Annotated in this window: 22 protein-coding genes; 8 read left to right on the plus strand and 14 right to left on the minus strand. The window is 73.5% G+C overall.

What is annotated here, in order from left to right; translation table 11 throughout:
- Positions 1 to 7 precede the first annotated feature (7 nt).
- From B0E54_RS11690 to B0E54_RS11710, 5 genes are all read left to right on the plus strand, one after another.
- A complete protein-coding gene (locus tag B0E54_RS11690; RefSeq protein ID WP_234583386.1) occupies positions 8 to 772 on the plus strand; it encodes an RDD family protein in 765 nt (254 codons plus the stop codon).
- A 37-nt stretch (positions 773 to 809) separates the two neighbouring features.
- Positions 810 to 1,790, plus strand: a complete 981-nt coding sequence (locus tag B0E54_RS11695) for an RDD family protein (RefSeq protein ID WP_234583387.1) — start codon at positions 810 to 812, stop codon at positions 1,788 to 1,790.
- Positions 1,787 to 2,890 (plus strand): histidinol-phosphate transaminase, encoded by a 1,104-nt coding sequence (gene hisC, locus B0E54_RS11700; RefSeq protein WP_234583388.1) that lies wholly within the window; start codon positions 1,787 to 1,789, stop codon positions 2,888 to 2,890. Before B0E54_RS11695 ends, hisC begins: the two co-directional genes overlap by 4 nt.
- 134 nt (positions 2,891 to 3,024) lie before the next feature.
- Entirely contained in the window at positions 3,025 to 3,579 is a 555-nt protein-coding gene (locus tag B0E54_RS11705; RefSeq protein WP_234583389.1) for a hypothetical protein, read from the plus strand.
- Between the two features lie 127 nt (positions 3,580 to 3,706).
- Positions 3,707 to 4,630: a hypothetical protein gene (locus B0E54_RS11710; protein WP_234583390.1), complete on the plus strand. Its 924-nt coding sequence runs from the start codon at positions 3,707 to 3,709 to the stop codon at positions 4,628 to 4,630.
- A gap of 16 nt (positions 4,631 to 4,646) precedes the next feature.
- Here the strand turns inward: B0E54_RS11710 and B0E54_RS11715 are convergent, their stop codons facing one another.
- The 6 genes from B0E54_RS11715 to B0E54_RS11740 form a co-directional block, all read right to left on the minus strand.
- The gene (locus B0E54_RS11715) at positions 4,647 to 5,006 is read right to left on the minus strand and encodes an LPXTG cell wall anchor domain-containing protein (protein WP_234583391.1); all 360 of its coding nucleotides are present in this window, start codon (positions 5,004 to 5,006) and stop codon (positions 4,647 to 4,649) included.
- A gap of 90 nt (positions 5,007 to 5,096) precedes the next feature.
- Positions 5,097 to 6,353, minus strand: a complete 1,257-nt coding sequence (locus tag B0E54_RS11720; RefSeq protein ID WP_234583392.1) for a PQQ-binding-like beta-propeller repeat protein — start codon at positions 6,351 to 6,353, stop codon at positions 5,097 to 5,099.
- An 85-nt stretch (positions 6,354 to 6,438) separates the two neighbouring features.
- Positions 6,439 to 6,921 (minus strand): SRPBCC family protein, encoded by a 483-nt coding sequence (locus tag B0E54_RS11725; protein ID WP_234583393.1) that lies wholly within the window; start codon positions 6,919 to 6,921, stop codon positions 6,439 to 6,441.
- Positions 6,922 to 7,060: 139 nt separating this feature from the next.
- Positions 7,061 to 7,270: a DUF397 domain-containing protein gene (locus tag B0E54_RS11730; protein ID WP_007466013.1), complete on the minus strand. Its 210-nt coding sequence runs from the start codon at positions 7,268 to 7,270 to the stop codon at positions 7,061 to 7,063.
- Between the two features lie 344 nt (positions 7,271 to 7,614).
- On the minus strand, positions 7,615 to 8,811 hold the full coding sequence (fahA, locus tag B0E54_RS11735; protein WP_234583394.1) for a fumarylacetoacetase: 1,197 nt from the start codon (positions 8,809 to 8,811) through the stop codon (positions 7,615 to 7,617).
- Positions 8,808 to 9,677 carry a hypothetical protein gene (locus B0E54_RS11740; protein WP_234583395.1) on the minus strand — a complete coding sequence of 290 codons (870 nt, stop codon included), beginning with the start codon at positions 9,675 to 9,677 and terminating at the stop codon, positions 8,808 to 8,810. The genes fahA and B0E54_RS11740 overlap by 4 nt, the downstream gene beginning before the upstream one ends.
- A gap of 94 nt (positions 9,678 to 9,771) precedes the next feature.
- Between B0E54_RS11740 and B0E54_RS11745 the strand changes: the two genes are divergently transcribed.
- Positions 9,772 to 10,938 carry a homogentisate 1,2-dioxygenase gene (locus B0E54_RS11745; RefSeq protein ID WP_234583396.1) on the plus strand — a complete coding sequence of 389 codons (1,167 nt, stop codon included), beginning with the start codon at positions 9,772 to 9,774 and terminating at the stop codon, positions 10,936 to 10,938.
- A 155-nt stretch (positions 10,939 to 11,093) separates the two neighbouring features.
- Here B0E54_RS11745 and B0E54_RS11750 read toward each other — a convergent pair whose 3' ends face one another.
- From B0E54_RS11750 to B0E54_RS11765, 4 genes are read right to left on the minus strand one after another with little or no spacing between them, the layout of a single operon-like run.
- Positions 11,094 to 12,122 (minus strand): lipopolysaccharide assembly protein LapB, encoded by a 1,029-nt coding sequence (locus B0E54_RS11750; protein WP_234583397.1) that lies wholly within the window; start codon positions 12,120 to 12,122, stop codon positions 11,094 to 11,096.
- Positions 12,123 to 12,132: 10 nt separating this feature from the next.
- The gene (ispF, locus tag B0E54_RS11755; RefSeq protein WP_234583409.1) at positions 12,133 to 12,618 is read right to left on the minus strand and encodes a 2-C-methyl-D-erythritol 2,4-cyclodiphosphate synthase; all 486 of its coding nucleotides are present in this window, start codon (positions 12,616 to 12,618) and stop codon (positions 12,133 to 12,135) included.
- A 13-nt stretch (positions 12,619 to 12,631) separates the two neighbouring features.
- The gene (gene ispD / locus B0E54_RS11760; RefSeq protein WP_234583398.1) at positions 12,632 to 13,327 is read right to left on the minus strand and encodes a 2-C-methyl-D-erythritol 4-phosphate cytidylyltransferase; all 696 of its coding nucleotides are present in this window, start codon (positions 13,325 to 13,327) and stop codon (positions 12,632 to 12,634) included.
- Between the two features lie 56 nt (positions 13,328 to 13,383).
- On the minus strand, positions 13,384 to 13,869 hold the full coding sequence (locus B0E54_RS11765; protein WP_007073334.1) for a CarD family transcriptional regulator: 486 nt from the start codon (positions 13,867 to 13,869) through the stop codon (positions 13,384 to 13,386).
- Between the two features lie 329 nt (positions 13,870 to 14,198).
- On the opposite strand from B0E54_RS11765, the gene B0E54_RS11770 reads away from it, so the two are divergent.
- Positions 14,199 to 14,876 carry a hypothetical protein gene (locus B0E54_RS11770; RefSeq protein WP_234583399.1) on the plus strand — a complete coding sequence of 226 codons (678 nt, stop codon included), beginning with the start codon at positions 14,199 to 14,201 and terminating at the stop codon, positions 14,874 to 14,876.
- Between the two features lie 9 nt (positions 14,877 to 14,885).
- Here B0E54_RS11770 and B0E54_RS11775 read toward each other — a convergent pair whose 3' ends face one another.
- The 4 genes from B0E54_RS11775 to B0E54_RS11790 all read right to left on the minus strand — a co-directional run bounded on the left by B0E54_RS11775 (position 14,886) and on the right by B0E54_RS11790 (position 18,676).
- The gene (locus B0E54_RS11775; RefSeq protein WP_234583400.1) at positions 14,886 to 15,518 is read right to left on the minus strand and encodes a hypothetical protein; all 633 of its coding nucleotides are present in this window, start codon (positions 15,516 to 15,518) and stop codon (positions 14,886 to 14,888) included.
- Positions 15,519 to 15,549: 31 nt separating this feature from the next.
- Positions 15,550 to 16,608 (minus strand): type III polyketide synthase, encoded by a 1,059-nt coding sequence (locus B0E54_RS11780; protein WP_234583401.1) that lies wholly within the window; start codon positions 16,606 to 16,608, stop codon positions 15,550 to 15,552.
- A gap of 85 nt (positions 16,609 to 16,693) precedes the next feature.
- Positions 16,694 to 17,860, minus strand: a complete 1,167-nt coding sequence (locus B0E54_RS11785; protein ID WP_234583402.1) for an acyl-CoA dehydrogenase family protein — start codon at positions 17,858 to 17,860, stop codon at positions 16,694 to 16,696.
- Between the two features lie 42 nt (positions 17,861 to 17,902).
- On the minus strand, positions 17,903 to 18,676 hold the full coding sequence (locus B0E54_RS11790) for a bifunctional 2-polyprenyl-6-hydroxyphenol methylase/3-demethylubiquinol 3-O-methyltransferase UbiG (RefSeq protein WP_234583403.1): 774 nt from the start codon (positions 18,674 to 18,676) through the stop codon (positions 17,903 to 17,905).
- 46 nt (positions 18,677 to 18,722) lie between these two features.
- On the opposite strand from B0E54_RS11790, the gene B0E54_RS11795 reads away from it, so the two are divergent.
- The coding region (locus B0E54_RS11795; RefSeq protein WP_234583404.1) for a UbiA family prenyltransferase at positions 18,723 to 19,318 on the plus strand (596 nt) is incomplete at its 3' end.

Below are 19,318 nucleotides of genomic sequence, written 5' to 3' on the forward strand. Positions count from 1 at the left end.
GTCGAGCGTGACGCAGCCTCCGCCGTACCCGACGCCGCCGGTCGGTGGGCCCCCGCCCGCCGCCGGCGGCGTCGCGCCGCCGCCCGGACAGATCCTCCAGGGGTACGCCGTGCCGCCGCACCACGCCCCACCCGGGTACGCAATCCAACAGCAGTACGCGCCGCCCGGCTACGGCCCACCGCAGTACGCGCCGCCCGGCTACGGCCCACCGCCGTGGTATCCCGGCCCACCCCGGCCGGTGGCCCCGCCGCCGACGCTGAGCCCCGGTGGGCAGCCGCTCGCCAGCTTCACCGACCGGCTGCTGGCCACCCTGATCGACTACGCGGTCTTCATGGTGATCGGCATGGTGTTCACCGTGCCCGCGATGATCTACTTCTTCGTCGTCATCGCGCCGGACATGTTCCAGGTCAAGGCGGACGGCACGATGGTGGAGCCGGACTTCTACCACGACTTCCTGCTGCCCCTGCTGTGGCTGGAACTCGCGATCTTCGCCGCTTCGCTCGTGCTCTCGTACGTGTACTACGTCGAGATGATGTTCCGGACCGGCCAGACCCTCGGCAAGAAGACCATGAAGTTGCGGGTCGTGCCGCTCGATCCGACCCGCGCCCTCGACCGCTGGACCGCCGCCAAGCGGTTCCTGGCGCAGCAACTCGTCGGCCTGGTGCCCGGGGGCAGCTACCTCGACGGGTTCTGGCAGCTCTGGGACAAGCCCTGGCAGCAGTGCCTCCACGACAAGGCCGCCGAAACGATCGTCGTTAAGGTTGCCTCGTGAGCGAGCGAACCAGCAGGTACAGCAGCGGAGCGTCGGCGTGAGCGTGCAACCCGGCTGGTATGTCGACCCCGCCGACACCGAGACCCGGCGGTACTGGGACGGCGAGGGCTGGCTCGGCGCACCCATTCCCGTCGACGCCACCCCGCCGGACGGGCCGCCGCCGGCCGAGCCGCCGCCCGCACCGGTCACCCCGGCGGCTCCGACCACCGACCAACCGGTAGGCACCGCGCCGGGCTGGCCTCCGCACTCCGGGCCGGCCCCGCAACCGGGGCACGGTCCGGCCGGCGCGGGTGGGGCCCCGCAGACCGGTCCTCCCGGCTGGACGCCGCAGGGCGGTCCCCCGGGCTGGACGCCGCAGGGCGTGCCGCCGGGCTGGGCGCCGCAGGGCGGTCCCCCGGGCTGGCTCGGCCGACCGCCCGAGCCCCGGCCGCACGGGCTCAGGTTGGCCGGTTACGGCCGCCGGCTCGTCGCCCGGCTGATCGACTTCGGTCTCGTGTTCGCGCTGAACGTGCTGGTCAACGGCTGGTTCGTCTGGCGGTGGCTGGACGAGCTGATGCCGTACTGGCGGGAGGCGTTCCGGCGCGGCCTGGAGGGCAACACCTCCACCGAGGGGATGCCACCGATCAGCGAGCAGACCGGGCTCCTCCAGGTGGTGATCGTGGTGATCGCCACCGCGCTGTGGCTGGCGTACGAGGTGCCCGCCATGGCGGCCAACGGGCAGACCATCGGCAAGCGGCTGATGCGGATCAAGGCGGTCCCGATCGCCGCCGACCAGCCGTTGGGCTTCGGTCGGGCGCTGACCCGGTGGACGACACTGGGCCTGCCCACCCTGCTCTGGTACTGCGCCGGGCTCGGCCTGCTGCTGCAACTTGTCGACTCCCTGTCCCCGCTCTTCGACCACCCGCTGCGCCGGGCGCTGCACGACAAGCGCGCGCAGACGGTGGTCGTCGAGGTCCCCGACACCGCCGCTTCCCCCGCCCCAGACGACCACCCCCAGCCCTCGGGAGACACGCCATGACCGACTCCGGACGTCACGAGCCCGCGCTGCGACTGACCCGCGCCGACCTGGACGCGCTGCCCAACTACGTGCCGGGGCGCAGCCCTGCCGACCTCGCGCGCGAGCTGGGTCTGCCGGAGGCCATCAAGCTGGCCAGCAACGAGGTGCCGTACGGGCCGCTGCCCGGTGTGGTCGAGGCGGTCACCGAGGCAGTCATGGCCTCGCACCGTTACCCGGACATGGGCGTTGTCGCGCTGCGGGACGCGTTGGCGCAGCGCTACGGCGTGGACGCGGACCGGATCGCCACCGGCTGCGGGTCGGTGGCGCTCGCCGAGCACCTCGTCCGGGCCACCTGCCTGCCCGGCGACGAGGTCCTCTACTCGTGGCGGTCGTTCGAGGCGTACCCAATCATCGCGGCGACCAGCGGCGCGACAAGCGTGCGGGTGCCCAACGACGCCGGGCACGGGCACGACCTGGCGGCCATGGCGGCGGCGGTGACCGACCGGACCCGGATGATCCTGGTCTGCAACCCGAACAACCCCACCGGCACAGCCGTACGCCGGGACGAGCTGGACCGGTTCCTCGACGCGGTGCCGGACGACGTGCTGGTGGTCATCGACGAGGCGTACCGGGAGTTCGTCACCGACGCCGAGGTGCCGGACGGTCTCGACTACCTCGACCGGCCGAACGTGGCGGTGCTGCGCACCCTGTCCAAGGCGTGGGGCCTGGCCGGGCTGCGGATCGGCTGGCTGGTCGCCCAGCCGGCGGTGGCGGCGGCCATCCGCAAGGTGGTCACCCCGTTCTCGACGAGCACGGCCGCCCAGGCGGGCGCGCTCGCGGCGCTGACCCAGGCCGGCGAGATGGAGCGCCGCTGCGCGCTTGTCGTCGCCGAGCGGGACCGGGTCACCGAGGCGCTGCGCAAGTTCGTGCCGGACGTGCCGACCAGCCAGGCCAACTTCGTCTGGCTGCCGCTTGGCGAGAAGGCCGTGGCGTTCGGCAAGGCGTGCGAGACGCGCGGGGTGATCGTCCGGCCGTTCGCCGGGGACGGCGTGCGGGTCACCATCGGCACTCCGGCCGAGAACGACGCGTTCCTGGCCGCCGCGGAGGCGGCGCTCACCTGAGCGGACGCGGTGTGACCAACCGATGACATAAGACTGGTTTGTCCAGTTTTGCGTGTTATTTGCCCTATCTTCCGAAGTAGCCGGCGTGGCGCGGACCCACGCCGGCTCACTTCGAGAAAACGGGGTAACGAACAGTGCGTACTGCCAAGATCTGTCTCGCCGGAGCGGCCGCCGCCGCGATGGTCGGCTTCCTCGCCGCACCCGCCGTCGCGGCGCCCACCGACACCACGACGGTCACCTTCGAGGTCCTCGTCGGCACCCTCGACATCGACGCGCCGGCCACCGCCGACCTGGGCACCGGCGCACCCGGCGGCACCATCACCGGCCCGCTCGGCACGGTGACCGTTACCGACTCCCGAGGCGCCGCCGACGCGTCCTGGGTCGCCTCGGTGACGGCGACTGTCTTCCAGACCGGCGGTGGTTCTCCTCCCGAGACGGTCCTGCCGTCCGAGATCGACTACTGGTCCGGCCCGGCGACCGCCACCACTGGCGACGGCACCTTCACGCCCGGACAGGCCACCGCCGGCGACGCGGCGCCGCTGGACAGCGTCACCCCGCTCACCGCGTTCACCCACTCCGGCGGCACGGGCGGCAACACCGCCTCCTGGAACCCCACCCTGGTGGTCAACGTCCCGCTGGACAGCATCGCGGGCGTCTACACCGGCACGGTGACACATTCGGTGGCGTGACCGCCGGGGGCGGTCGACCATCGCGGTCGCGCTCGCCCTGTTCTGCCTCGCCGGTCCGGGTCTGTCGACCCGGGCCGGTGCGGCCGAGCCGGCTGCGGGATCGGACGAGGGCAGCATCGGGATCCGGTTGCTGGAGGCCCCGACCGACCGCCGCGACGACCCGCGGGCGCTGCGCTACATCGTCGACCACCTACCGCCGGGCACCACGATCAACCGGCAACTGCTGATCGTCAACCGGACCGGCGAGCCGCGCCACGTCGACGTGTACCCGGCGGCGGCGACCCTGGAGGGTTCGGCGTTCACCTTCGGTGAGGGCCACGCGGCCAACGAGCTGACGTCTTGGACCACCATCGACCGCAGCGCCGTGGAGCTGGAACCGTGGGGCGAGGCCCGGGTGCGGGCCACCATCACCGTGCCACCGCCCGCCTCCCGGGGCGAGCGGTACGGGGTGCTCTGGGCGTCCACCACCTCGACACCCCGGGCGAGCGGCGAGGTCAAGCAGATCCACCGGGTCGGCGTCCGGATGTATCTCGACGTCGGTCCCGGCGGCGAACCGGCCTCCGACTTCGCGATCGGCGACCTGCGGCCGGCCCGTAGCCCCGAAGGCGTGCCGTCGCTGACCGTCCAGGTCACCAACACCGGCGGCCGTGCCGTCGACCTGACCGGCGCGATAACCCTGAACGACGGACCGGCCGGCAGCCGGGCCGGCCCGTTCCCGGTCGGGGAGGGCGTCACCCTGCCCCCGGGTGGCACCGGACAGGTCGTCGCCCGGTTTCCCGCCGAGTTGCCGAACGGCCCCTGGAAAGCCGAGGTGCACCTGGAGAGCGGTCTGGTGAAGCGGAACCTGACCGCACAGATCCGGTTCCCCGACCCGGGTCAGGTTGGCCGCAAGGGCAGCGTCGTCTCCCGCATGCTGTCCCCCTGGACGCTGGGGGCGACAGTCGCGGCACTGCTGCTGGCCACCGGTCTCACGCTGCTCCTGCGTCGGTCCCGCCGGTCCCGTCGCTCCCCCGCCGCCGCGCCCCGCGAGCGGGTCCCGGCCGGACGCTGACATCCGCCGGGGTACGTCAGCTGGGTCGGCGGCGGCGTGCGGCAAGCCAACCGACGGCCAGCAGGGTCAGGCCCAGCGCGGCGAGGAGCAGGACCGACCCACCCGAGCCGGTGACCGGCAACTCTCCACCGTGGCTGGGCGTCGGAGGGTGCGGGTGCCGGGTCGGGGTGGGGGTCGGCGTGGTCGGGGTGGCGGTCGGCGTGGCCGGCACCACCTCGAAGGTGACACCCGTGTCGTCCGACGGTGCGACCCGCACGGCGGCGAACGCGCTGGCCGACGTCCCGTCCGACACGAGCGCCGGCGGCACCATGATCACGAGGCCCGCGGTCGCGGCGAGCACGCCGCCGACCCACCATCTGGCTGCCCTGCTGGCCATGCGCCGACCCCTCTCACCGGAAACCTGAACCGTGAGAAAAGTACCTTTTCTGGTCAGAGTGGGTGAAAGTTTCATGACCCGGTGCCCCGATCAGGTGGCGGCCAGGATCACCGCCTCGGAGGTCAGGTAGTAGCGCTGGTCGTCGCCGTTCGGGTCGACCGGCTCGCGCAGCCGTTCCACCGCGACGTAGCCGTCCTCGGCCCAGACCGCCCCGGGCGCCCAGCCCGTGCCGTCCGAGCCCACGTTGAGCGTGTAACGGGAGAGCAGCGCCCCGGTCACCGGGTCGAGTGTCACCAGTTCGTTGGCCTCGGTCAGCAGATGCGCCCGGCCGGGCTGCACCGCGAGCACCCGCGCCGGTCCCAGGCCGGCGAAACGCCACAGCTCGGCGCCCGTCCGCGCCGACCGCCCCACCGCCACCCCGTCGACGACGGCGATGGCCTGGTCACCGGCCAGCGTGGCCCCGGCCGGGTCCAGCGCGGGCGCGGCCAGCGGCCCGCCACCGCCCAGCAGCCAGCCCCGGCCACCGGCGTCCCCGGGGCCGGCGGTCCGCAGGCCCAGACAGCCCGACCGGCCGGTACGACAACCGAGTGGAGTGACCACCAGCCGATCCGGGCCGCCCGGCGGTCGCCAACGCTCGCCCACCACACCCGTCGCGGCATCCCGGAACTCGACAGTGGCCGGCCCGGCGCAGGCGTCCAGGCCGATCACCTGCCCGGTCGCCGTGGTGCCGAGGTCGCTGCGGCAGGCGCCGGGCAGATCGGCTCGCCACAGTTCCCGACCGCCGGCCACCTCCACCCCGCGGGCCTGCGTGTCACCGGTGACCGTCAGCACCGTCCGGCCGTCCGCCAGGTCGGTGAGGAGGAGCCCGCGCGCGTCCCAGACCGTGCCGGCCCCGGTCCGCCGGATCACCTCCGGGTTCTCGGCGGGCACCGGGCCGTCGGCCCGCCACCGCACCCGCCCGGTCGACGCGTCGAGCGCGACGAGCCGGCCGTCGGACCAGCGACTGATCACGGTGCTGCCGCTCGCCACCACCCCGGTCAGCTCCGCCGGCCAGCGCCGGTACGACCAGTACGGCGTTGTCCGGTGCCGGCCGTCGACGGGGCGGTCGGCGTAGACCTGGCGGTGTGCGGCGTACACCCGCAGCCTGCCGTCCACGATCAACGGGGCGACCGGCAGCCGACCGACCACACCTGCGGCCGGTCGGGGCGCGGCCGGATACGCGCCGTGCGCCGGCGTGCTCACCTCGGCCGGCGCGAGCACCCGGTGGACGATGACCGCGACGGCTGCCAGGGCGAGCAGCACCACCGCCGCCAGCACGAGCCGTCGTCGGCCCCTCGGGAACCCCATGCCGCACCTCCGCCCGGCACCCTACCCAGCGCAACCGACCGGACCCCGGCCAGGTTGTCCGGGACGCGGTGGGCGGGCGAACGGGTCAGGCGGCCTCGACCGAGCCGAGGGTGCCGGCCGCGACGGCCAGGTCGGCGAGGTCGCGCCGGAGTGCCACCTCGACCGCCCGGGCGGCGAGGCCACCGAGCAGCAGCGCCACCACCCGGCCGTACGGATCGGTGGGCACGGCCTCCTGGGTGACGGTGACCGCCGTGCGGGCGCGGCGGCGACGTCGGACCGGCCGCAGGCTCCAGGTGATCCGGTAGTCCGCGCCGGCGCCTGAGGAACAGAGCACCAGACGCTGCGGCGCGAGCGCCTCCACCACCAGGAACTCCTCGGTGAGGGTGCCGCCGCCCGGCTGGGCGCGCGCCTCGCGCCAGGCGGTGCCCGGCCCGAACGGGCCCGGGGTCAGCACCTCGACCGGGCCGGCCGCGCTGAGGCGGGTGGCCCGGCCGGGCAGGTCGGTCAGCAGACGCCAGACATCGACAGCGTGCGCCTCGATGAACCCGGTAACCGCCACCGTCGACATGCCACCCTCCCGTGTCGTCGACGGTACGCGCGGTCCGGGCCGCACGAGGCCCCCGGACGGAATTTCACCGTCCGGAGGCCCCGTTGTCCGTTCCGGCTGTCGCCCGGCACCGATCGTGCACCGGTGCCCGGCGTGCCGGTCAGCGGTCGAAGCGACCACCCCTGATCGCGCCGATGAACGCTGTCCACCCCGGCGGGCTGACGGCCAGCGTGGGGCCGGCCTGGTCCTTCGAGTCGCGGAGAGCGACCAGACCGAGGACGTCGACCAGGTTGTCGGCCACCTCCACGCAGAGCCCTTGGTCGTTGGAACGGCTGCTGGTGCGCCAGAGCGCTCCGGTGAGATCGTGCATCGTCGTTACCTCCGTGTGCGTCGGGATGCCCCGCCACCCGCGACCGGTCGTGCTCCGGCCGTACGGGTGGCAGGGCGAGTTGATCCGCGTGACCAACGGGGTAACCAGGCTTGGTGATCGCACAGACGGTGCGATCACGAGTCTCATCGATGAGACGGCCCGACGGGCAGGCGCTCAGGCGGCTCCGACGCGGGCCGAGGTGAACCCGGCGGACCCTTTGCTCTGCTTCAACGGACGCAACAGCGAGCGGCCCCAGGTGTTGCGTGGGGTGAAGCAGAGCAAAGGAAGCCGAGGTCGAGCCAGGTGGCAGGCGGGCCGGGCGCGGGCCCGCGGGACTGGCCGGCTCAGCGGGCCGGACGGACGGTTCCGGTGACCTCACCGAGGGCGATTGTGGTGCCGTCCGGGCCGGGCGCGGTGGCGGTGACGGTGACCGTGTCGCCGTCGGCCAGGAAGGTACGGCTCTCGGTGCCGACCTTCGCGGGCTCGGCCCCGCCCCACGTCAGCTCCAGGAAGGAGCCGACCTGGGAACGGTCCGGGCCGGAGACGGTGCCCGAGGCGTACAGGTCGCCGGTCCGCAGGGACGCGCCGTTGACGGTGAGGTGCGCCAACTGCTGCGCCGGGGTCCAGTACATGGTGGCGAACGGCGGTTCGCTGACCCGTTCGCCGTTCCACTCGACCGCCAGGCGCAGGTCGAGCCCGAGGTGCGGCACGTCGCGCAGGTAGTCGACGACCGGCGGGTCCTGCTCCGGAGCCGGCACGAAGGCCTCGGCCAGCGCGTCCAACGGCGTCACCCAGGCCGAGACCGAGGTGGCGAAGGACTTGCCGAGGAACGGGCCGAGCGGCTGGTACTCCCAAGCCTGGATGTCGCGGGCCGACCAGTCGTTGACCAGCACCACTCCGAAGACGTGGTCGGCGAAGTCGTCGACGGACACCCGGGCCCCCAGCGGGCTGGGCACACCGACCACGAAGCCGACCTCGGCCTCGATGTCGAGGCGTACCGACGGGCCGGTGACCGGACCCTCGGCGGACGCCCGCTGGCCGGTGGGCCGGACCACGGGCGTGCCGGAGACGACGACGGTGCCCGCGCGGCCGTGGTAGCCGATCGGCAGGTGCTTCCAGTTGGGCAGCAGCGGCGGCTGACCGGGGCGGAAGATCTGCCCGACGTTCGAGGCGTGGTGCTCGGAGGAGTAGAAGTCGACGTAGTCGGCCACCTCGAACGGAAGCAGCAGCTCCACGTCGGCCAGGGGCACCAGCAGCGGTTCCACAGCCGACCGGTGGGCCGGGTCGGTCAGCAGCTCGACGATCCGCTGACGCACCGCCGTCCACTGCGGACGTCCCAACGCCATGAAGTCGTTGAGGGTGGGCCGGCACAGCGCGCCAGCGGCCAGCACCAGCTCGGCGGTCTCGGCAGCGGCCAGGTCGAACACCCACGACCCGATCCGTACGCCGATCCGCGGCTCGTCCCCGCCTGCGGAGAACACCCCGTACGGCAGGTTCGTCACCCCGTACGGCGAACCGTCAACGCCGGTCACCCAGGTCATGCGTCGTGCCCCCCGTTCACCAGCCCCAGCCGGATCAGATCGGTAAGTGGTTCCAGGATGCTGCACGAGCCGAAGCCGACCCAGAGTGGGCGCGGCGCGTCCAGCCGTTCGTTGGCGCGTTCGAGCAGCGGGCGCGGGTCGAGCGCGGTCAGCAGCTCGGCGACCACCCGCACGCCCGCCCCGTCGGCCGCGGCGAGCGTCGCGGCCAGCACGTTGGCGTACCCGTGGTGGGTGAACCCGGTCTCCGGGTCGAGGTGTCGCACGGCCTGGTGCAGCCCGGCGGTCAGCTTGAACGGCAGGTTCCGGTCCCGGCAGGCGCAGATCACGGCGGCCAGCTCGGCCGGCGTGGGGAACAGTTCGGCGGCCAGCCCGCCGGTGCGGAACTTGGCGGCGATCGGCACGCCGTCGGCGCGGGCGGCGGCGACCGCGTCGAGGGCGCCCATCAGCCCGAAGGTCAGCGGCAGCTCGGCGTAGACGGCGTCGACGTCCGGCAGTTCGTCGGTCAGCCGCAGCAGCTCGGCGATGCCGGGCAGCGGGTTCTCGCCCCGCTTGGCGACGGCCACCTCGACCTGGCGTGCGGTGACGCCGTCGGGTGCCAGGAACGAGAGCGCGAAGGGCAGACGACCGATGCCGGTGTCACCGATCAGCCCGATCACGAGGCCCTCGGCCGGGTCGACGAGACCGCTCAGCTCACCGGCCGCGACTGTCGAGGCGGGGATGAGCAGCGGGCCCACCAGGTCGGCGTACCAGGCGGCGCGGTGCCGGCGGTGGGCGGCCAGGGCGTCGGGCAGCGCGGCGCTGCCCGGAGGGAAGACGGCGGCGTCGTCCACCAGGCCGTGAAGGAGCGCGGGCACCTGCGTTGACACGGAACAAGAATGTACGGGACGCTACAAGGAACGGACAACAGCGTCCGATTATCGGACGCCTCTGGCCGGTGAACGGGATTTATCGGGAGGCGAGATGCCGTACTACCGCAGCGTCGGCGAGGTGCCGCGCAAGCGCCACACCCAGTTCCGCCAGCCCGACGGCAGCCTCTACGCCGAGGAGCTGATGGGCCAGGAGGGCTTCTCCTCCGACTCCTCGCTGCTCTACCACCGGCACGCCCCTACGGCGATCCTGGCCGCCGACGAGTTCACCCCGCCGACGTTCACCCGTGCGCCGAACCTGCCGCTCAAGCCGCGCCACCTGCGCACCCACAAGCTCGACGCGGGCGGCGCCGACCCGATCCTCGGCCGGCAGTACCTGCTCGCCAACGACGACGTCCGCATCGGGTACGTCCTCGCCGACCGGCCCTCCCCGCTGTTCCGCGACGCCACCGGTGACCACTGCCTCTACGTCGAGGCGGGCACCCTGCGGGTCGAGTCGCCGTTCGGCGCGCTGGACGCGGTCGCCGGCGACTACGTCGTCATCCCCACCTCGACCATCCACCGGCTGGTACCCACCGGCGACCAGCCCGTCCGGCTGCTCACCGTCGAGGCGGCCGGGCACATCGGTCCACCCAAGCGCTACCTCTCCGTCCGCGGCCAGTTCCTGGAGCACTCGCCGTACTGCGAGCGCGACGTCCGCGGCCCGGACGCCCCGCTGCTCGTCGACGGCGAGGAGGTCGAGGTGCTGGTCCGCCACCGTCGTGGCTGGACCCGCTACGTGTACGCCAACCACCCGTTCGACGTGGTCGGCTGGGACGGGCACCTCTACCCGTGGGCGTTCTCCATCCACGACTTCGAGCCGATCACCGGCCGCATCCACCAGCCCCCGCCCGTGCACCAGACCTTCCAGGGCCCCAACTTCGTCATCTGCTCGTTCGTGCCCCGCAAGGTCGACTACCACCCGCAGTCGATCCCGGTGCCGTACAACCACCACAACGTCGACTCCGACGAGATGCTCTTCTACACCGGCGGGAACTACGAGGCCCGACGCGGCTCCGGCATCGAGCAGGGCTCCATCTCGCTGCACCCGTCCGGCTTCACCCACGGCCCTCAGCCGGGCGCCGCCGAACGCTCCATCGGCGCGGACTACTTCGACGAGTTGGCAGTCATGGTGGACACCTTCCGGCCCCTCGACCTGTGCGACGCGGCGCGCGCCTGCGAGGACGAGGGGTACGCCTGGACGTGGGCGCGTTCTGTTTAGTCGCTGTGGGGGTTTTCGCCGGAGCCCGCCCGCTCTGGGCGGTCAGGCTTGATCCCGACGCGGGCGGGCTCCGGCGAAAACCCTGACCTGGGCGAGCTGACAGACGCTGGTGATCTGTTGCGGTGTTGTGGTGTTGCCGAAGGTGGGTTGCCTGGTCAGCGGAAGGTTGTTCTGGTGAAGACGGCGAACTCGGCTATCGCGGTGGCGACGATCGCCAGCACCAGCGGCCACGGCGAGCCGACCACCGCGTACACGAGCAGCAGGGCCGGCGCGGCGGCCACCGCGTAGATCGCCAGGGCCATCGTGCGGTCCGAATGCAGCATGGCGGGCAGGACGGTCCGGGTGAGCCCCGGCAGCCGCGCCGCGAGCTGCCAGACCACGACGCCGCCGGTGAGGGCCGCGAGCACCGCCAGCGCACGGGAGAACCCGTCGCTCGTCGAGGCCGCGAACGCCACCACCACCGCGGCGACCAGTGACCAGCCCGCGCCGTAGAGCACCAGGCGGTGCAGGCCGTACGCGAGGGTCCGCGGGGAGTCGACACGGCTCGGGCCCATCGTGACCGCTTCCGCCACGTGCGCCAACGCCTCGGACCAGCGGCGCTGCTCCAGGTGCAGGACACCGACGCCGTGCTCGACCTCGCTGAGGCGCGGATCGAGCCGGAGCGCCTCCCGGTAGGCCCGCTCGGCCAGGTCGAACAGCTCCAGCCGGGCCGCGACCAGGCTGAGCACCAGGTGCGCCTGCGCCTCCTGCGGGGCCAGCTCAACCCCCCGCCAGGCCGCGTTCAGCGCCGGCTGCCCGTTCCGCGAGTCGGCCAGGATCGCCGCCGCGCTGCGCTGGGCGTACGCGTCGGTCGGCCCGAGCGCCAGCAGCCGGTCGGCGGTGGCCGCCGCGTCGGCGTAGCGCCCCAGGTCGACAAGCGCCATGGCCCGGACGACGAGCGCCGGCAGGGCCTGCGGTGCGGCGGCCACTGCCGCGTCGGCGGCGGCGAGCGCGTCGGCCGGCCGGTCGGCGACGAGATGCACCCGGGCCAGCATGGTGAGGGCCTGCGAATCCGCGGGCTTCAGCGCGAGCCCTTCGGTCAGCTCGCCGGCCGCCTCGTCGTGGCGTCCCAGCTCGGCGAGGAGCTGGGCGCGTTCGAGATAGCCGTCGCCGGCGAACCGGTCGGGGGCGGGTTCGGTGGACATCGCGGCGAGCCTAGGCGGCCGGCGCGTCGTACACCAGGGCCACCGCGATGCCCGCCAGACCTTCCTCACGGCCGGCGAAACCGAGCCCGTCGGTGGTCGCGGCGGAGACGGTGACCGGGGCGCCGACGGCGTCGGAGAGCACCTGCTGGGCCTCGTCCCGACGGCGGCCGATCTTGGGACGATTGCCGACGATCTGCACGGAGACGTTGCCGATCTCCAGGCCGGCGGCCCGCACCCGGCGGGCCGTCTCGGCCAACAGCGCCACGCCGGACGCCCCGGCCCACTCCGGCTGGTCCACGCCGAAGGCGGCGCCGAGATCACCGAGGCCGGCGGCGGAGAGCAGCGCGTTGCAGGCGGCGTGGGCGGCGACGTCGGCGTCCGAGTGCCCGGCGAGACCGTCCTGGTCGGGCCAGAGCAGGCCGGCCACCCAGCAGGGCCGGCCAGGCTCGAACGCGTGCACATCGGTGCCGATGGCCACCCGAGGAACGATCATGATCAGAGGTTACGCGTCAGCCGGCGGCGGCGAGCAGGTGCTCCGCCAACGCCAGGTCGAACGGACGGGTGATCTTCAGGGCGTACTCCGAGCCGGGCACGCAGCTCACGGCGATGCCCTGCTTCTCGACCAGGCCGGCGTCGTCGGTGAGCGGGTCGCCGGCCGCGGCGTGCGCGGCGGTCAGGACGGACCGGCGGAAGCCCTGCGGGGTCTGCACCGCCCGCAGGGCGGCCCGGTCGACGGTGCCCAGCACCACCTCGTCCGCGCCGACCTCCTTGATCGTGTCGACGACCGGCAGGACGGGAATCACCGCGGCCCGGCCACCCCGGACCGCGGCGGCGACCGATTCGACCAACTCGGGCGGGGTCAACGCTCGGGCGGCATCGTGCACCAGGATGATCGTCGGGCCGGCCGGCACCGCCGCCAGCGCGGCGGCGACCGAGGCCTGCCGCTCGGCGCCACCCGGCACCACGATCACCGGAGCCACCGGCGCCAGCAGTTCACGGACGCCCACCACCTCAGCGGCGGGCGCGGCCACCACTATCGTGTGCACCGACGCGGCGGCGGCGAGCCGGCGTACGGCGTGCACCAGCAACGGCTCGCCAGCGAGCAGGCGCAGCGCCTTGGGTCGGCCGGGACCGAGCCGTACGCCGGCACCCGCCGCAGGCACGAGGACCGCGACGTCACCGCGCGGATTGAGCTGCGCGGTCACGTCGCGGTCCTCGGTGGTTTCTTCGCTACGAAGTGGGTACGACGATGCTGTGCGGACTAGGCCTCGGTGAGGACCTTGTCGAGCAGCGTCTCCGCCTCGTCCTTGGTGCTCTTCTCAGCCAGCGCGACCTCGCCGACGAGAATGTCGCGGGCCTTGGCCAGCATCCGCTTCTCGCCTGCGGAGAGGCCCCGCTCCCGCTCCCGGCGCCACAGGTCACGCACGACCTCGGCGACCTTCAGCGGGTTGCCGGAGGCCAGCTTTTCCAGGTTGGCCTTGTAACGCCGCGACCAGTTGGTCGGCTCCTCGGTGTGCGGAGCCCGGAGAACGTCGAAGACCTTGCCGAGGCCCTCTTCGCCGACCACCTCACGGACGCCCACGATCTCGGCGTTCTCGGCCGGCACCCGGACCGTCAGGTCACCCTGCGCGACCCTCAGGACGAGATACTGCTTGGGCTCGCCCTTGATGACCCGAGTCTCGATTGCCTCGATGAGTGCGGCCCCGTGGTGGGGGTAAACAACGGTCTCGCCGACACTGAAAACCATAGGTTCGAAACCCCTTTCGCTGTGTCTAGGGTAACACGCTCAGGCAACGATGTCTCACCGATGTCCTGACCGTTGGCGCAGCTCAGGGGCCCTGTGAGAGGTCTTTCTTCAGCTTGACAGGCGGTCAAACCGATGGTTCGAACACGCTCCGTAACGCACGGATGACTTCCCGGTACGGGTGAACAGAACGTCGAGATCAAGGGCAATGCGCTCCTCCCATGGTATCCCGCCCGGCGGAAACGCGCCCAGGTGTAGCGGGAGGTGCCCCTGGTGCGGGACGCTGGAGTCCGAGCCGCACTCCGCTCTCGAGACGCTTCGGAGGGGGTCCGATGGGCAAGCCGGACGCAGAGGGCCACGGGCCTCCCGACGGCCTGCCCGACCTGCCACCCGAGTGGGGCCGCGTCGTCGTCCCCGACGACGCCTCGGCCCTGGCGAGCGAGGCAGCCGCGGTGCGCCGCGAGCTGCGCCGGGCGGCCGGCCGCCACACCGGGCACCGCGCCCTCACCCTGCCGCTGCTGGTCCTGCTGGTGGCGATGCTCACCACCCTGGCCGGCTTGGTCGCCGTGACCTGGCCCCGCGTCGGCCGGGGCACCGACCGACCCACCCCGGCGCCCTCGACGCCGCCCGTGACGCTCACCGGCCAGCCGCTGCCCGCGCTGGACCTGGTCGACGCCGGGCAGGCGCCGGTGCCGCTGCGTGGCCTGCTGCCCGCCATGATCATCCTCGTGGACGACTGCGGCTGCCCGGACGTCGTCACCGAGGCCGTGGCGGCGGCGCCCGCCGGTGTCACAGTCGTCACCGTTAGCGAAGGACGGGCTGTCGCGACCGCACCGCCGACCAGGGGCGTCCGGGCGCTGGCCGACCCCGCTGGTGGGCTGCGCTCGTTCCTCGGGCCCGGTGCCGCGAACGCGCTGCTGGTCGACCGCACCGGGGTGGTGACCCGGGTGCTGCCGGACCCGGGGTCGGTCGACGCGTACCAGGACGACCTGATCGCCCTGACCCGCTGAGCGGTCGTCCTACGCGGGGGGCAGCGCGACGAGCTGCGCCTGGACGTCGATGGGCTCGTCACCGACGGCCGACAGGGTCACCCGGAACGGCCCCCCGCCGGGCAGCACCTCAGCGGAGGCCAGCGTGCCGTCGCAGTCGATGCGCGGCGGGCCGGCGATCCCGGCCCCCGTGCCCGTCACCGCCAGCGTGCCCGGTCGGGTGCACCGGTACTGCAGCAGATAGCGCGAGCCGTCGTCCGCCGACTGACGCGTCACCTCCTGGCCGGGGGTGAGCTCTCGCTGCTCCCGCCAGACCATCATGCGGAACGAGGGCAGGTCACTCCCGGGAGACAGCACGCCCTGATCGTCGCCGAGATCGACGACGGTGCCCGTCGCCGGGTCGACCAGAGGGGAGCGGCTCTCCACCCGCACGGCCTCGCCCGTTTCGGGATCCACCCGCACCGTCACCCGCCCCTCGGGCACACCACGGGCCAGGACACGCTCCAACTCGGTGCTGACGCTCGGCTCGGCGCTCGGTACGCCCACCGGCCCGGCCATCGGCGTGGGCGCGGCGGCACGCCACCACCAGCCGCCGACCGCCAGCGCGGCCAGGGTCACCCCGGCCAGCACCGCCGACCGCAGCCGGCCGTCCGCCGCATCCATGTGGTGAGCGTACCGGTCGGGTCGCCGGCGCTCAGTCCTGTCGATCCAGCAGGGCGGCGTACAGGGTGAGGCCCGGACCGAACGCCAGCATGAGGACCCGCCGGGGCGCCGGAGTCGAACGGCCCAACCGGTCCAGGATCAGCAGGACTGTCGGCGACGAGCAGTTGCCGTGCTCGTCGAGCGTCGCCCGGGACGCGGCCAACGCCTCCGGCGGCAGGGCCAGTTCCCGCTCCACCACGTTGAGGATGCGGGGCCCACCCGGATGCACCGCCCAGCCGTCCACGTCGGAACTGACGCCGCCGTGCCGGGCCAACAGGTCATCCACCAGCCCCCGGACGTGCCGGGAGAGGACCTGGGGCACCTTCGGCGACAGCCCCATCCGGAACCCCGCGTCGGTGACGTCCCAGGTCATGTGGTCGGCGGTCGAGGTGTCGGTGACCGACGTGACCTCACGCAACGCGTACCCCCGACCGCCGGGCACCAGCACGGCGGCGACCGCGGCGTCCGAGAAGAGCGCGTGCGACACGATCTGCTGGGTGTCCACCCGGGCGGTGGACGGCTGGATGTGCAGGCTGGTCAGCTCCGCGCAGAGCAGCAGCGCCGGCCGGCCCCGGGCGGTCACGAAGTCACTCGCCGCGCCCAACCCCGGAAGCGCCGCGTAGCAGCCCATGTGGCCGACGAACATCCGCTGCGTGTCCGCTGCCATGCCCAGGTCGCGGGCGAGCAGGATGTCCAGCCCCGGGGTGGCGTACCCGGTGCAGGAGCAGACGATGAACAGCCCGATGTCGCTGGCGTCCAGACCGGCGGCCGTCAGCGCACGCCCCACCGCCTCCTTGCCGAGCGGCAGCGCCTCCACCTGGTACCGACGCATCCGGCGCTCGGTCGGCCAGTCCGAGACGTCCTCGAGCAGCGGGTTGACCGCGGCCTGCCGTCGGGTCACCCCCGAGTTCGCGAAGATCCGCTGGGCCAACGACCGGGTGGTGCCGGTGAAGTGCCGGGAGAAGAAGCCCTCCCACAACTCGTCCTGCGAAGCGGACGGCGGCTGTGCTGTCCCGAGCCCCGCGATCACTGGTACGGACACGATCCCCACCTCTCGTCAGACGCTGTCCTCCCCCTGGCCGTCCCACCGGCCACCTCGGCCGGCACCTCCCCCGTACGTGTAACGCCGCGCGGGCTCACCAACGCGGTACCGATGCGTCGCGATCCGGGTCCCCGCCCAGAGCGGCGATGCCCAGCCAGTCGGCGCAGACGTCCGAGGTGGCCGGGTGCAGCGAGCCGCAGCGGGCGTCCCGGTAGAGCCGCTCCAACGGGTGACCACGCCGGGTCGCCGACGTCCCCGCCGCCTCCAGCATCGACGCCGCCACCTCGGCGGCAGTGGTGCCGGCCAGCAGCTTCGCCCGCCACACCCAGCGGTTGGTCTCCGCGTCCCCCGGGGCGTCGTCCACCCGGCGGGCCGCCTCGGCCACCACCAGTTGGGCCGCCGCGGTCGCCGCGTCCGCCCGGCCCAGCCGCGCCCGCACCGCCGGCAGGCCGGCCAGGTTGCGGGCGTTGAGATGCTCGGCCGCCGCGTCGATCGCCGCCCGGGCCACCCCCACGTAGACGGCCGCGTAACTGGCCACCAGCCAGTGCGGCATCAATTGGGCGACCACCAGCGCCAGCCCCTCCACCCCGCCGAGCAGCCGGTCGGTCGGCACGGTGACGTCCAGATGCAGGTCGTGCGACGACGTGGCGCGCATGCCGAGGGCGTCCCAGGTCGGCTCGACGCTCAGACCGTCACCGGCCGGCACCAGGAACTGCGACACCACCGACTGGTCGGCGGAGCTGCGCGCGGCCACCAGGTAACCGTCGGCGTGCCCGGCACCGGAGCAGAACGTCTTGCTGCCCTTGAGGTGCCACCCCTCGTCGGTCGCCTCGTAGACCGTGCTCAACGCCGAGAGTCGCGCACCTGCGCCGCGCTCGCTCATCGCCACGGCGTACCAGGAGCCCTCCGCGGCGGCGGTGAGCAGTCGGTCCCGGGCGGCCAGCGCCTCGTCCGGCACACCCAGGGCCTCGGCCAACTCCTCGGTGACCGCGCCCAGCGCGCCCGTCACCGAGGCGTGCATGTTGAACACCAGCGCGGTCGCGCCGTTGCCCCGGGCAAGTTCGGTGGCGACCGCGGCGTACTCGGCGAAGCTGGCGCCCAGGCCACCCAGCGCGCGGGGCACCATCAGCCCGAACAGGCCGGCCTCCCGCAGGTCGCGGAAGTCGTCGACCGGAAAGGAGCCGTCCCGGTCGTGCTCCGCCGCGCGCGCGGCGAACCGCGGCGCCAACCGGCGGGCCGCCTCAAGCGCGTGCACCGTCATATCGCTTCCTCCTCGGCGTCCCATACCCCGCCACGAAGCCGACTATCCTCTGCGGACCCCCTGGCCCTGGTACAGCACGGCGGTGGACCGCGTCGGCACGATGCGCGGGACCCGGCCCGTCGACGTCGCGCCCGGCGTCCGCGCCGCGCGCGCCCGGCGCACCAGCCAGCCGACCAGGCCACCGACCTGCGGACGGATGCCGCGCAGACGCAGCTCGACACCGTGCCGGGCGCACTCGGCCACCAGCGCGCGAGCGTCCACGAACAACCGTGGATCGTGGATGCCACGCGGCACGGTCGGCAGCCGCTCGGCGATCCGTACCGCGACCAGCCGGGCCAGCGCCGTGTCGTTGAGCGTGTCCAGCACCAGCAGGCCGCCGGGGCGCAGCAGCCGGCACGCCTCGGCCACCGCGCGCGGCCAGTCCGGGACATGTTCCAGCAGCTCACCGGCCGAGACCACGTCGGCGCACCCGTCCGGCAACGGCACCGCGGTGACATCACCCTGGACCACGCGCACCCCGTGCCCGGCGGCCTGGACCAGCGCCGAGCGGGTCAGGTCGACACCGACGTGCCGGTATCCCTTGCCGGCGAGGTGCGGCGCGAGCAGCCCGGCGCCGCAACCCAGATCGACAAGGACCGCGCCCGGGCGGGTCGCCGGCGGCACGAGCGCCGCGCGGGCCTCGGCCAGCCAGTGCAGCATCGCGAACGCGCCATCGGGCCGCCACCACTCGCCGGCCAGGTCGTCGTACTGGCGCGGGTCGTTGCGCGGCAGCACCCGGGGACCGGTGGACGCCGCGGCCGCAGCCACGTCTCGCATGGCACCGAGCGTGGCACGACTGCTCGGTAACGACCAGACTTCCCTTATGTCGTCGAGGGTGTTAGGGCTGGTCAGAGCGAGCCATCCGGAACCGGCCGTCGCGGTGACCACGGTGTCCGGTCTGCTGGCCTGGGGGGTGGGGCACCGGCCGTCGGGAATCGTCTCGGTGGTGCTCGCCGTACTCGCCAGCCAGCTCGCCGTCGGCTGGACCAACGACGCGTTGGACGCCGAGCGGGACGCCACTGTGGGGCGTACCGACAAACCGGTCGCCGCCGGCGCGGTGGGCCGGCGCGTCACGGCCTGGGCCGCGGCGGCGGCCGCGCTGGCCTGCCCGCTGCTGGCGCTGACCACGAACCCTCCGGCGGCGCTCTGGCTGACCGTCGCCCTCGTCTCCGCGCTGCTCTACGACTGGCCGCTCAAGGCCACCGTCTTCTCGGTGGTGCCGTACGCCGTGTCCTTCGGCGCGTTGCCCGGCTTCGTGGTGCTGGCGCTGCCCGGCGAGCCGACCCCGCCGGCCTGGCTGCTGGCGGCGGCGGCCTGCCTGGGGGCCGGCGCGCACTTCGCCAACGTGCTGCCGGACCTGGCCGACGACGCCCGGACGGGGGTACGCGGTCTGCCGCACCGCCTCGGCGCGGCGGGCAG

Origin of the sequence: Micromonospora sp. MH99 (assembly GCF_021442385.1) — a bacterium.
GTDB lineage: Bacteria > Actinomycetota > Actinomycetes > Mycobacteriales > Micromonosporaceae > Micromonospora.

Bases quoted from the DNA above. Each gene is read 5' to 3' on its own strand.
- B0E54_RS11715 (WP_234583391.1), bottom strand. From the start codon at position 5,006: ATGGCCAGCAGGGCAGCCAGATGGTGGGTCGGCGGCGTGCTCGCCGCG.
- B0E54_RS11765 (WP_007073334.1), bottom strand. From the start codon at position 13,869: ATGGTTTTCAGTGTCGGCGAGACCGTTGTTTACCCCCACCACGGGGCC.
- B0E54_RS11745 (WP_234583396.1), top strand. From the start codon at position 9,772: ATGCCGTACTACCGCAGCGTCGGCGAGGTGCCGCGCAAGCGCCACACC.
- B0E54_RS11785 (WP_234583402.1), bottom strand. From the start codon at position 17,860: ATGACGGTGCACGCGCTTGAGGCGGCCCGCCGGTTGGCGCCGCGGTTC.
- B0E54_RS11730 (WP_007466013.1), bottom strand. From the start codon at position 7,270: ATGCACGATCTCACCGGAGCGCTCTGGCGCACCAGCAGCCGTTCCAAC.
- hisC (WP_234583388.1), top strand. From the start codon at position 1,787: ATGACCGACTCCGGACGTCACGAGCCCGCGCTGCGACTGACCCGCGCC.
- B0E54_RS11750 (WP_234583397.1), bottom strand. From the start codon at position 12,122: ATGTCCACCGAACCCGCCCCCGACCGGTTCGCCGGCGACGGCTATCTC.
- B0E54_RS11790 (WP_234583403.1), bottom strand. From the start codon at position 18,676: ATGCGAGACGTGGCTGCGGCCGCGGCGTCCACCGGTCCCCGGGTGCTG.
- B0E54_RS11775 (WP_234583400.1), bottom strand. From the start codon at position 15,518: ATGGATGCGGCGGACGGCCGGCTGCGGTCGGCGGTGCTGGCCGGGGTG.
- B0E54_RS11720 (WP_234583392.1), bottom strand. From the start codon at position 6,353: ATGGGGTTCCCGAGGGGCCGACGACGGCTCGTGCTGGCGGCGGTGGTG.
- B0E54_RS11770 (WP_234583399.1), top strand. From the start codon at position 14,199: ATGGGCAAGCCGGACGCAGAGGGCCACGGGCCTCCCGACGGCCTGCCC.
- B0E54_RS11725 (WP_234583393.1), bottom strand. From the start codon at position 6,921: ATGTCGACGGTGGCGGTTACCGGGTTCATCGAGGCGCACGCTGTCGAT.
- fahA (WP_234583394.1), bottom strand. From the start codon at position 8,811: ATGACCTGGGTGACCGGCGTTGACGGTTCGCCGTACGGGGTGACGAAC.